This window comes from Sphingomonas sp. EC-HK361, from assembly GCF_902498785.1.
Classification (GTDB): Bacteria; Pseudomonadota; Alphaproteobacteria; order Sphingomonadales; family Sphingomonadaceae; genus Sphingomonas.
Map to the genome: position 1 here is coordinate 592,898 of NZ_LR701493.1, position 12,358 is coordinate 605,255.

Annotated in this window: 9 protein-coding genes; 5 read left to right on the forward strand and 4 right to left on the reverse strand. The window is 67.0% G+C overall.

All coding sequences use genetic code 11. The features are described 5' to 3' along the window. Positions 1–58 precede the first annotated feature (58 nt). Positions 59–1,231 (forward strand): phospholipase D-like domain-containing protein, encoded by a 1,173-nt coding sequence (locus BOS5A_RS04300; protein ID WP_151953957.1) that lies wholly within the window; start codon positions 59–61, stop codon positions 1,229–1,231. A gap of 4 nt (positions 1,232–1,235) precedes the next feature. Here BOS5A_RS04300 and BOS5A_RS04305 read toward each other — a convergent pair whose 3' ends face one another. After that, positions 1,236–1,856, reverse strand: coding sequence for a class I SAM-dependent methyltransferase (locus tag BOS5A_RS04305; protein ID WP_151953958.1), 621 nt, complete (start codon positions 1,854–1,856; stop codon positions 1,236–1,238). A 195-nt stretch (positions 1,857–2,051) separates the two neighbouring features. Between BOS5A_RS04305 and BOS5A_RS04310 the strand changes: the two genes are divergently transcribed. After that, on the forward strand, positions 2,052–3,341 hold the full coding sequence (locus tag BOS5A_RS04310) for an MFS transporter (protein WP_151953959.1): 1,290 nt from the start codon (positions 2,052–2,054) through the stop codon (positions 3,339–3,341). A gap of 145 nt (positions 3,342–3,486) precedes the next feature. Here the strand turns inward: BOS5A_RS04310 and BOS5A_RS04315 are convergent, their stop codons facing one another. Next, positions 3,487–5,778 (reverse strand): CDC48 family AAA ATPase, encoded by a 2,292-nt coding sequence (locus tag BOS5A_RS04315; RefSeq protein WP_151953960.1) that lies wholly within the window; start codon positions 5,776–5,778, stop codon positions 3,487–3,489. 330 nt (positions 5,779–6,108) lie between these two features. Between BOS5A_RS04315 and BOS5A_RS04320 the strand changes: the two genes are divergently transcribed. After that, on the forward strand, positions 6,109–7,008 hold the full coding sequence (locus tag BOS5A_RS04320; protein WP_151953961.1) for a LysR substrate-binding domain-containing protein: 900 nt from the start codon (positions 6,109–6,111) through the stop codon (positions 7,006–7,008). 153 nt (positions 7,009–7,161) lie between these two features. Here the strand turns inward: BOS5A_RS04320 and BOS5A_RS04325 are convergent, their stop codons facing one another. Next, the gene (locus BOS5A_RS04325) at positions 7,162–7,617 is read right to left on the reverse strand and encodes a peptidylprolyl isomerase (RefSeq protein WP_151953962.1); all 456 of its coding nucleotides are present in this window, start codon (positions 7,615–7,617) and stop codon (positions 7,162–7,164) included. A 124-nt stretch (positions 7,618–7,741) separates the two neighbouring features. On the opposite strand from BOS5A_RS04325, the gene mgtE reads away from it, so the two are divergent. Then, positions 7,742–9,154 carry a magnesium transporter gene (mgtE, locus tag BOS5A_RS04330; protein ID WP_151953963.1) on the forward strand — a complete coding sequence of 471 codons (1,413 nt, stop codon included), beginning with the start codon at positions 7,742–7,744 and terminating at the stop codon, positions 9,152–9,154. A 16-nt stretch (positions 9,155–9,170) separates the two neighbouring features. Further along, on the forward strand, positions 9,171–9,587 hold the full coding sequence (locus tag BOS5A_RS04335; RefSeq protein ID WP_151953964.1) for a DUF1489 family protein: 417 nt from the start codon (positions 9,171–9,173) through the stop codon (positions 9,585–9,587). Positions 9,588–9,716: 129 nt separating this feature from the next. Here BOS5A_RS04335 and BOS5A_RS04340 read toward each other — a convergent pair whose 3' ends face one another. Then, positions 9,717–12,329 (reverse strand): TonB-dependent receptor, encoded by a 2,613-nt coding sequence (locus BOS5A_RS04340; RefSeq protein WP_151953965.1) that lies wholly within the window; start codon positions 12,327–12,329, stop codon positions 9,717–9,719. Between the last annotated feature and the right edge of the window lie 29 nt (positions 12,330–12,358).

Consider the following 12,358-nt stretch of genomic DNA (forward strand, 5'->3'; position numbering starts at 1 on the left):
GAGTCAAGGAAAACGCCGCGCTTGCGCGCGCGCGCGCAACGCTTCAGTTGGGTCGGCGATGGACGAGGAGGCGCCCCCCGCGATCGTGGACGGCAACCGGCTGACGCTGCTGGAGGGCGGGACGGAACGGTTCGACACGCTCATCGCGCTCATCGACGCAGCGGAGCGGTCGCTAAGACTGCTCTACTACATCTACACTGACGACGAATCGGGCAAGCGCGTAAACACGGCTTTGATCGCAGCGGCGAGCCGCGGAGTGCGCGTCAACCTGATCGTCGACGGCTTCGGCTGCGCGGCGCCCGCCGAATTCTTCGAGCCGCTGAAAGCGGCGGGGATCACGGTCTGCCGGTTTCTTCCCCGCTACGGGCGCCGCTTCCTGCTGCGCAACCACCAGAAACTGGCGTTGGCCGATGACGCGCGGATCATCATCGGCGGCTTCAACATCGAGGATGACTATTTCGGTTCGGACGGCGCCGACAGCTGGCGCGACCTCGGGCTGCTTCTAGAAGGGCCGGCGGCGCGGCACATGGCGGGCTATTTCGACGCGCTGGAGAGGTGGGTGCGCACCCCGGGCGGCAAGATGCGCCACCTCAATCGCGCGCTGGCGCAGTGGAGCCAGCAGGAGGGCAGGCTGCGCTGGCTGATCGGCGGCCCGACGCGGCGGCTGTCGCCCTGGGCGCGTGCGGTGCGCGACGACATGCAAAGCGGCGAACGGATCGCGATCATCGCGGGCTATTTCACCCCGAGCCCGACGATGCTGCGCAGGCTGGACCGCGCGGGGCGGAACGGCCGCGACGTGCGGATCGTCACCGCGGCCAAATCCGACAATGATGCGACGATCGCAGCGGCACGCTTCACCTATCGCGGCCTGTTGAAGAAGGGGGTGCGGATCTTCGAATACCGGCCGCGCAAGCTCCACACGAAACTCTATCTCGTCGATGATGTCGTCCATATCGGCTCGGCGAATTTCGACATGCGCAGCCTGTTCATCAATCTGGAGATGATGCTGCGGATCGAGGATGCGGGCTTCGCGGCGAGCGTGCGGCGCTATATCGACGGCGAGATCGCGCGATCGGTGGAGATCACGCCCGAACGCTACCGGGCGGCGACGGGCATCTTTCAGCGCATCCGCCAGTTCGGCGCCTATCTGATGATCGCGGTCGTCGATCCGGGGCTCTCGCGCGGACTGAATTTCGGGATCGACGATATCGAGCCTGGCGACGCGGGCTGAGCGCTCAGTCCTTCCAGGCCCAGTAGAGCTGCTCGGGCGGTATGTTCCACCACTCCATCGCGTGGTCGATCCGCGCGAAGTGCGGCGCGATGACGTCGCGCACCGCCGTCGTCACCTGATAGATCAGGAACGCGCCGCCGGGGCGCAGGACGCGGTGAGTGGCCGATGCGACGCTTTCGCCGACGCCGTCGGGCAGGGTGGAGAAGGGAATGCCCGACAGGACGTAATCCGCCGCCTCATGGCCGTGATCGGCGATGATCGTCTCGACATCCGCTGCCGATCCGCTGACCGCGGCGAAGCGGGGGTCGACGATCGCGTGGCGCAGATAGCGGACGAAATCGGGGTTGGTGTCGATCGCGATCAGCCGCGCATCGGGCGCCATCCGATCGAGGATCGGGCGGCAGAAGGTGCCGACGCCGGGGCCAAATTCGACGAACAGCTTGCAGCTCGCCCAGTCGACCGGGCCGAGCATCCTGGCGATCAGCGCGTCTGACGAGGGGATGATCGATCCCACCATCCGCGGGTGCTTCACGAACCCCTTGAAGAAGATGCCCCACGGGCCCGGCACGCCCTTGGGTCGCGTGCGCGCGCGGCGGCCGGCGGCGGCGGGGATCGAACTGGGCATCGGCGAACGTCATCCTGCGTGGGTTGCGACAGCGACGCCTCCGTCGCACGATTGCCAAACGATACACAAGCACCGAAGGTTGCGCCCGGTCCTTGCACCGCGCGGCAAAGCGCGTAAGCCGGAAGCCATGATGCGGGGGATCGGCACGCGCCCGGGCGGGCGAGCGATGCGGCGAGACGGATGAAGGCCTTGCACATGCGGCCGCCCGCGCTCGACCGCAATTTCGCGCTGCTGTTCGTCGTGATGCTGACGATCGCGGCGGGCAACACCGCGCTGCAATCGGTGCTGCCCGCGCTCGGCCGATCGCTCGCGGTGCCAGACAGCGCGGTCGCGGCGGCGTTTTCGGTGTCGGCGCTCTTGTGGGTCATCGCGGCGCCGATCTGGGCCAATCGATCCGATCGCCACGGGCGGCGCGCGATGATCCTGCTTGGCGTCGGCGGGTTCAGCACGAGCCTGGCGCTGTGCGGCTGCTTCCTCGCAGCGGGGATCAACGGCTGGATCAGCGGGACGGCGGCGTTCCTGCTCTTCATCCTCGGCCGGCTTATCTACGGCACGTTCGGGTCCGCAGCCCCACCGGCGGTGCAGGCGCTGGTGGCGGGCGCGACGACGCGCGAGGAGCGGACGCGCGCGCTGACCCTGCTGGCCAGCGCGTTCGGCCTGGGGACGATCCTCGGCCCCGCGATCGCGCCGTATCTGATCCTCGGCGGCATCGGTCCGGTCGAGATCGGGCTTTCAGGTCCGGCCTTTCTCTTCTCGCTCTTCGGCATCGCGGTGTTCGTTGCGGTGCGCCGGATGCTGCCCGATGACCGCTTCCCGAACCTTTCGGCACACGGCGCGTCGTCGGCCTATCCCTCGATCGGCGGCGCGCCGACCGGCGCCAGCGTGCGCGCGGCGACGGAGAGCCATGTCGAGCATGTCGGCTATCTCGACGCCCGCGTCCGCGCCTGGATGATCGCGGGGCTCGTCGCCGGCCACGCGCAGGCGATGACGAGCCAGGCGATCGGCTTTCTGGTGATCGATCGGTTGCATGTCGCCCCCGCGGCGGCGCTGGAGCCGACCGGGATCGTGCTGATGATGGGCGCCGGATCCGCGCTGCTCGCGCAGTGGGGCGTCATCCCGCTGCTCAATCTGTCGCCGCGGTGGCTGATGCTCGTTGGGCTGGTGCTGTCCGCGGCGGGGTGCGCGCTGACCGGGCTGGCGACCTCGCTCTACGGCATCGCGACCGCGTTCGCGCTGGCTAGCCTTGGATTCGGCTTTACCCGACCGGGTTTCACCGCCGGATCGTCGCTCGCGGTCGGGCCGGAGGCGCAAGGGTCGGTCGCAGGCAAGGTGACGAGCATCAACGGCGCCTCGTTCGTGCTCGGCCCGTCGATCGGCGTCGGGCTCTACGAGGCGCAGCATTCGCTGCCGTATCTGATTGCGGGTGCGGCCTGCGTCGTGCTGTTCGGCTATGCTTGGCGTGCGCTGCGAGAACAAGTTGGCTGAAAACCCAATCCTCCCCTGAAAGGGGAGGGGAACCAGCGAAGCTGGTGGAGGGGTGTTCCCCTCAACGAGAGCGCGATACCCCTCCGTCATCGCTGCGCGATGCCACCTCCCCTTGCAGGGGAGGATCGTTTGGGAACGGCATCTTTCAGTCAGTCCCCTTCGGCCCGCGCGGGGTGAGCTGGCCCGGCGCGATGAAGCCGATCGTCGGCATCGCCGCCTCCTGCTTCAGCCGCGCTGCCATCTGCTCATATTCGCGCTCGGCTTCGGGCGTCACGCTCGCACGCGACTCCTTCAGCGCCGCGTCGAAATGCGCCTGCGTGACCTCGCGCGTGTCCAGCGACTGGCGCAGCGCGATCAGCCCGGCGCGGCGCACCACATCCTCCAGATCGGCGCCGGTGAAGCGATCGGTCTGCGCGGCAACGCCGTCCAGATCGACGTCGCCTGCCAGCGGCATCTTCGCGGTCTGGATCGCCAGAATGCGCCTGCGCCCCGGCTGATCGGGGACGCCGACATAGACCAGCTCGTCGAAGCGTCCCGGGCGCAGCAGCGCCGGATCGACCATGTTGGGACGGTTGGTCGCGCCGATGACGACGACCGACTGGAGTTCCTCAAGTCCGTCCATCTCGGCGAGGATGGTGTTGACCACGCGCTCGGTCACCTGCGGCTCGCCCAAGCCCCCGCCGCGCGCGGGCACGAGGCTGTCGAGCTCGTCGATGAAGATCACCGTCGGCGCGACCTGGCGCGCGCGCGCGAACAATTTGGCGATCTGCTGCTCGCTCTCGCCATACCATTTGCTGAGCAGGTCCGACGATTTGGTGGCGATGAAGTTCGCTTGCGCCTCGCGCGCGACTGCTTTCGCCAGCAGCGTCTTGCCGGTGCCGGGCGGGCCGTAGAGCAGGAAGCCCTTGGCCGGGCGGATGCCCAGCCGCCGGAACGCGTCGGGGTCCTTCAGCGGCAGCTCGACGCCTTCCCTCAGCCGCATCTGCGCATCGTCGAGCCCGCCGACATCGCTCCACCGCGTCGTCGGCGCCTGCACCATCACCTCGCGCATCGCCGATGGCTGGACGCGTTTCAGCGCATCCATGAAGTCCTCGCGCGTGACGGCGAGGGTATCGAGCACCTCGGGCGGGATCGTGCGTTCCTCGAGGTTGAGCTTCGGCATGATCCGCCGCACCGCCTCGATCGCGGCCTCACGCGCCAGCGCGGCGATATCGGCACCGACGAAGCCGAAGGTCATCCGCGCCAGCTCGTCGAGATCGACCTTGTCGCCCAGCGGCATGCCGCGCGCGTGGATGCCGAGGATTTCGCGCCGCCCGCGTTCGTCGGGCACACCGACGATGATCTCGCGGTCGAACCGGCCCGGCCTTCTCAGGGCTTCATCAATCGCCTCGGGGCGGTTGGTGGCGGCGATGACGACGAGGTTCGCGCGCGCCTCGAGTCCGTCCATCAGCGTCAGCAACTGCGCGACGACGCGCTTCTCCGCCTCGCCCGACACCTGCCCGCGCTTGGGCGCGATCGAGTCGATCTCGTCGATGAAGACGATCGACGGGGCGTTCTTCGCCGCTTCCTCGAAGACGCTGCGTAGCCGCTGCTCCGATTCGCCATAGGCCGATCCCATGATCTCGGGGCCGTTGATGAGGAAGAACTGCGCGTCGCTCTCGTTCGCCACCGCGCGCGCCAGCCGCGTCTTGCCGGTGCCGGGCGGGCCGTGGAGCAGCACCCCCTTGGGCGGATCGACGCCCAGCCGCTGGAACAGCTCAGGGTAACGCAGCGGCAGCTCGACCATCTCGCGCAGCTGGTCGATCGTCTGCGCCATGCCGCCGATATCGTCATAGGTCACGTCGGCGCGGCGCGCGGTTTCCGGCTCCTCATATTCGGGGCGGAGCTCGATCTCGGTGTCGGCGTCGATATGGACGATGCCCTTCGGAGCGGCGGAGACGACGACGAGGCGGATTTCCTGGAGCGCATAGGCCGGCGCGTTGACGAACTGCTGCATCTGCGGCGGCATGTTGGTCACGCGCTGCTGGCCGGCCGTCGCGACGACATCGCCCTGGCAGAGCGGGCGGCCGTAGAAGGTGCGTTTCAGCGCATTGGTCGATCCCTGCAGGCGCAGATTCTGCTGCGCGGGCGCGAAGACGACGCGGGTCGCGGGCTTAGATTCGATCGGGCGGACCTCGACGAAATCGCCCGCGCCGACGCCGGCATTGGCGCGCTGAAGCCCGTCGATGCGGATGATTTCCAGCCCCTCGTCATCGGCATAGGGGCCGACGACGCGCGCGGGGGTGGATTTCTTCCCCGCGATCTCGACGACGTCGCCTTCGTCCAGGTTGAGCGCGCGCATGACCTCGCGCGGCAGATGCGCGATACCGCGGCCGCTATCTTCCGGCCGCGCATTCGCCACCTGCAGCTTGCGCATTTGCACGTCGCTGTCCGCCATCGTCATCCTCTTGCCTGCTGATCGAACCCCGGGGTCGCAAGCGCGCAACATGGGGGTGCGGTTCCCGATTGCGAAGGGGTGAACGCGCCGATGGGACCGGTTACAGACAGAAAAAAGGGCCGGCTCCGAAGAGCCAGCCCATGAAAGTTTTTAGGAGAGGATGCCTGAAAGGCCCGCCCTATGTGCGGCGCGGCAGCATCTTGTGCAAGTGCGAAAAGATTGACGTGAATTGCAGAAAATGCACGCGGGGGCTGGCCAATGCATGGGTGGCGTGCCTATTTTGCAATCACATCCTGTGACGCGCTGCACAAGATAGCGAGAGACACGCTCATGCGCCGATTGCCGCCGCTGACCGCCATCGAAGCCTTTCTCGCGGTCGCGCGCACCGGCTCGGTAAAGGCCGCGGCGCAGGAACTGGCGCTGTCCGCGCCCGCGCTCAGCCGTCGCGTCCAGACACTGGAGCGCTTCCTCGGCAAGCCGCTGTTCGACCGGCGTCATCAGGCGATGGTGCCCAACGCCGATGGCGAGCGGCTGATGGCGGGCATCGCGCCTGCGCTCGACAGCCTGTCCGATGCGGTCGAGGCGATGACGAGCGGCACGGAGGTACTCCGGCTGCGCCTCGGCGTGCTGCCCCTCTTCGCGTCGCAGCGACTGTTCCCGCGGCTGGGCCAGTTGCGGGCATCGCATCCCGAGCTTCACCTCGACATCGATACCGCCGGGCACGGCATCACCCGGCTGGGCGAGGGACTGGACGCGGTGATCGCGCTGTCGCGAGAGATCGATCCCGCGCTCCACGCCAGGCGGCTCGATCGCAACTCTGTCTACGTCATCGGCGCGCGTAGCCTGCTGGAGCGCGCCGATCCCGTCACCCGGCCGGAACAGCTTTCGACGCTGACCGCGCTCATCCATCGCGACATGCCCGACACGTTCAGCGCGTGGCGGCACGCGGCGGGCCTCGACGGCATCGAGCCGCTGGCGATCGATCAGTTCGATTCGGGCGCGTTGATGCTGGAAGCGGCGGCGCAGGGGCTCGGCATCGCCTTCATGCACAAGAGCCATTTCGACGACGCGAACGACCCGCGGCTCGTTCGGCTTTTCGGGATCGAGGTCGAAAGCCCCTACAGCTACTGGTTCGTTTGCCGCCCGCGCGCGCTTCAGCAGAAACCTGTGCGGCTGTTCCGCGATTGGCTCGTCGCGACTCTGGCGGGGGACGGGGCGGCGGACAGATAGTTATTCAATCCTCCCCTAGAAGGGGAGGTGGCAGCGCGAAGCGCTGACGGAGGGGTATCGCGCCATCGAGAAGGCGACACCCCTCCACCATGCTTCGCATGGTCCCCCTCCCCTTACAGGGGAGGATTTTGCAGAAGCTCCGGTCTGACGCCCTTACGCAGCGCGCGCTTTCACAATCTTCCCCGGCTCGCGCGGCGGCTCGCCCTTGGGGAGCGCGTCGATCAGGTCCATGCCGTCGGTGACTTCGCCCCAGACGGTGTATTGCCCGTCGAGGAAGCGCGCGTCGTCGAAGACGATGAAGAACTGCGAATTGGCCGAATTCGGATCGTTGGTGCGCGCCATTGAGCATACGCCGCGGACGTGCGGTTCCTTCGAAAACTCCTGTTTCAGGTTCGGCTTGTCCGATCCGTGCATGCCGGTGCCGGTCGGGTCGCCGCCCTGCGCCATGAATCCGGGGATGACGCGGTGGAAGACGACGCCGTCGTAGAAGCCGTCATTCGCCAGCTCCGCGATGCGCTCGACATGCGCGGGCGCCAGATCGGGGCGCAGCTTGATGGTGACATCGCCGCCATCGAGAGTCAGCGTCAGGGTCGTCGGGGTATCGGCCATTTGAGATAAACTCCTTGAATGATGCCGCGCCACGTAGGGAGTCGCGTCCCGGCTGGCAAATCCCGACCGCCCGATATAGAGCCGCCGCGAGGCACATCAGACGCAATTTCCGGGAGGCGGCCGCGTGAACGAAACCGAGCTTCCCGAGGCGGAAACCGAGAACACCCGGCTCGAAAGCCAGCTGGACGGGGACGACCGGCTACGCCCGTCCTTTGTCGATGCGGTGCTCGACGCGGTTGAGGCGGGCGACGACGAGGGCGTCCATGCGCTCGTCGAGCCGCTGCACCCCGCCGATATCGCCGACCTGTTCGAGCTGACGCCGGAGGACCGCCGCGCGGATCTCGCCAAATCGGTCGCCGACCTGCTCGACGCCGACGTGTTCGCCGAGATGAACGATTATGTCCGCGAGGACCTGATCGATGCGCTCGAGCCGCAGCAGGTCGCCGACATCGCGTCGGAGCTCGATACCGACGACGCGGTCGCGATCATCGAGGACCTCGACGCCGACGACCAGCGCGAGGTGTTGCGCGCGATGGAGCCCGACGATCGCGCCGCGATCGAGGAAGCGCTGTCCTATCCGGAGGAATCCGCCGGTCGCCTGATGCAGCGCGAGCTGATCGCGGTGCCCGAGCACTGGAGCGTCGGCGACACGCTCGATTACCTGCGCGGCCATGACGAGCTGACCACCGATTTCTGGGAAATCTTCGTCGTCGACGAGCGCCACAAGCCGATCGGGACGGTCGCGCTGTCGTGGATCCTGCGCACCCCGCGCGGCATCGCGATCGCCGATGTGATGCAGCGCGAGCAGACGCTGATCCCGGTCGATATGGACCAGGAAGAGGTCGCGCTGCGCTTCCAGAAATACGCGCTGATCTCGGCCGCGGTCGTCGATGGCGGCGGGCGGTTGGTCGGCATGATTACGGTCGATGACATCGTCCACATCATCTCCGAAGAAGCGGGCGAGGATATCCTGCGGCTGTCGGGCGCGGGCGAGGGCGACATCAACGAGCCGATCCGGATGACCGTGCGCACCCGGCTCGCCTGGCTCGTCGTCAATCTGGGCACCGCGATCTTCGCCTCGTCAGTCGTCGGGCTGTTCCAGGGCGAGATCGCGAAGTTCGCGCTGCTCGCGGTGCTGATGCCGATCGTGTCGGGGATGGGCGGCAATGCGGGCACGCAGACGCTGGCGGTCGTCGTCCGCGCGCTGGCGACCAATCAGCTGACCGATTCGAACACCGCCCGGATGATCGGGCGCGAGCTGCGCATCGCCATCGCCAACGGCGTGTCGCTCGGGCTGCTCATCGCGCTCGGCACCTATATCATCTTCCGCAACAGCGACCTCTCGCTCGTCATCGGGCTGGCGATGGTGGTGAACAACCTCATCGCGGGGCTGGGCGGGGTATTGGTGCCCGTGACGCTCGACCGGATGCGGATCGACCCCGCGGTATCGTCGGCGGTGTTCGTCACGACGCTGACCGATACCGGCGGGTTCATGTCGTTTCTTGGGCTCGCGACCTTGTGGGGGCTGGGGGCCTGACCCCACATCGTCGTCGATGCCGCTCCATCTGACCAAGGTCGCGTTCGGCGCCGCCAGCGTGGAGGCGCTCGCCGCGCGGCTGGAGCAGCGCGGGCGGGAAGGTCCGGTCTTCCTGACGACGCGCTACCTGCCCAAGCGGCACGAGGAGATTGCGGGTCCCGTCGGCGTTGAGGGATCGCTGTTCTGGATCATCAAGCACCAGCTCATCGCGCGCTCGCCGATCCTGAGCTTCGGGGAAGCCGAGGGTGGCCGTGTTGCGATCCACATCGATCCGCGTGCTATCCTGGTCCAGGCGCGGCCCAAGCGCGCGCATCAGGGCTGGCGGTATCTCGAAGGCGCCGACGCACCGGTCGATCTCGGCGACGGTGCCGGGGGCGTGGAGGCGTTGCCGCCGGCGCTCGTCGGACGGCTGGCGGAACTTGCCCTTATCTAGGGCGGGTCGATTTATCGCCTGATTCCCGGCAGCGGCAGGTGACAGCCCAACGTCTTCTCAGGCGGTAGCGTGAAGGTGGCGAATGGCGGCATGGACGTTGTTTTAGGGGTGCCCATGCCCTCGGTTAGGTCAGAATTTTACCCCCGCGCGCACGCCGAGGGTGCGCGGGGTGATCGGCACGACGTAGGGCCGCTGGTAACAACTGCCGCATTGCAGGAACCGCGTCAGCTGCCCGCGTTCGTCCCAGAGATTCTGGGCGAACACCTCGAACGTGTAATTGCCGACCTCCGCACCCAGCGCGAGATTGCCGGTCGTATAGGCAGGCAGCCTCCCGATCTCCGCCGCTGGGTTCGCGATCCGCCCCGTGCCCGTCTCGTAGACCGCGGTGCGGATATCGGACGATGCACTGCTCTGATGCGCGACCAGCAGCTGGGCATAGGCCTTCGCCGCGCCGATCGGAACGGTGTAGCGCGCGGTGCCGCTGATCTTGAACTGCGGGGTGATCGGCAGCCGCGTTCCGGCCGGCGCGGAAACGATGTTGGGTGCGCCGCCGGCGGTCAGGCCGTCGCACACGAAGTTCGCACGCGCCTCAAGACACAGGTCCTGCTTCGTACGGGCGTCGGTATAGGAGCCCGCAGCGGTGAGATTGAGCGCGCCCAGCGTCGCGTTCACGTCCAGCTCGGCGCCGCGGATGCGGGCGTCGGGGCCGTTCTGGATGACGGTGAAGCTGTTCTGCCCGAGGAACGCGAACTGGAAATTCTTCCAGGTCTGCTGGTAGATCGCGCCGTTCAGTCGCACCCGCCCGTCGGCGAGCGTCGTCTTGAAGCCAAGCTCGTAATTGTCGAGGAAGTCGGCGGCATAGGACGCGACGTCGCCGCGCCGGTTGATTCCGCCGGGCCGGAAGCCGCGCGACGCGGTGCCGTAGAGCAGGATGCCCTGCACGGGCTTCCATGTCGCGTTGAACCGGTAGGTGGCGCCCTGTCCTTCGGTTTCCTTGGGCCGGATCGACCCGTTCACATAGGTGCCCAGGTTCGTGCACGGCCCGCCCGCCACGGCAGGCGGCAGCAGCGCCGAGGTGTCGCCGCCGTTCAGATACGCGTCGCGCAAGGTCTGGCCGTTGGTGAGATAGCAGCCCGCGACGCCGGTCCGCGAACTGCCCGCTGCATTGAACGGGGTCGCGGTGAACGGCCGTCCGTCCGCCGGATCGACCCCCGGATTTCGGCCGAAGCCGAAGAAGCCGATCAGCGAATTGTCGTAGATATAGGCACGACCGCCCGCGGTCAGGGTCAGCGTCGGCGTGAGGTCGAAGCTCGCCTCGCCGAAGACCGCATAATCCTTGTCCACGCGGTGCTGCTGGGTCAGCCACAGCGTGCCCGGCGATCCATTGACCGACACCTGGTTACCCAGTCCCGGAATCTGATAGTCCTGGTGGATGAGGTTCGACTGACGCTGGTAGAAGGCGCCGGCGACGATGCGGAACGGCTCGTCCGCGGGCGAGGCGACGCGGAATTCCTGGCTCAGCTTCTTGAAATGGTCGGTCGCGAGCACGTTCTGGCGCGGATCGATCGTGTTGCCGGCATTGTCCTGATAATAGAAATAGCCCGCCAGCCCGCCGACCGACGAATAGAGATTGTCATAGGCTTCCGAATAATCGGTATAGTCGGTCGAGGATGCGGTGCGCCGGTCGAGATAGGCGCCGGCATAGGTCACATCCCAGTTGCCGACCTTGCCCTCGATCGTCAGCGCGCCCTGGATGAACCGGTCGCGGCGATATTCCGGGTAGAAATGCTGGATCTTGAGGTCGCCGACGCGCGGGTCATAGGCGTAGGCGCCGTGCGAGCGCTGTTCCTGATACAGAACCGTCGGGGTGACCGTCCAGTTGTCGTCGAGATCGATCTTCAGCGCGGCGCGGCCGCCATAGGTTTCGGTGTCGTTGTAATCCTTCTTCACGAACGCGCTGTTGTTGACGGCGATGCCGCCATTGGTCGCGGTGCAGGACTGGTTGGTCGGCTCCGGCAGGAAGCTGCGGCAGCCGGCGACGTTGTCGATATAGCCAGCGTCGCGCTGGTAGAAGCCGACGACGCGCAGCGCCGCCTTGTCGGCGAGCGGGGCGTTGATCATCCCCTCCAGCTTGCCGCCCTGCCCGCCATGCGCGACGGTGTTTCCTTCCGCATCGATGCGGCCGTAGAATCCCGAGGTATCAGGCTTGTTGGTGATGATGCGGATCGTGCCCGCCTGGCTCGACGCGCCGTAAAGCGTGCCCTGGGGCCCAGCGAGGCTTTCGATCCGCGCCACGTCGTAGATGTGGATATCGAGCGTGCCGCCGATCGTCGTCACCGGCTGCTCGTCGAGATAGCTGCCGACGGACGGGAGCGAGCCGGAGTGGTTGCCGTCCCCGCCGCTCGCGACGCCGCGCATATAGACCGTGGTCACCCCGGGCTGGACGCTCTGGAACGCGACCGAGGGGAGAAGCTGGGTATATTCGTTGAAGTTCGAGATGTTGAGCTGATCCAGCTTCTTCGTGCCGATCGCCTGGATGCTGATCGGCACCGACTGGATATTCTCGTCACGCTTCTGCGCGGTGACGATGATGTCGCTGTCGGTGTAAGTCTGGGTTTCGGGCGCCGCGGCCTGCGGATCGGGTGTCTGCGCCGGTGCGGTCTGTGCCAGCGCCGGGTTGGCGAGACAGGCGGTGGAGGCCAGCAGGCCGGTCAATACCGCGCGACGCATCGAAACGTTCACCACAGCCCCCAATTCCTATGATCTTGTTG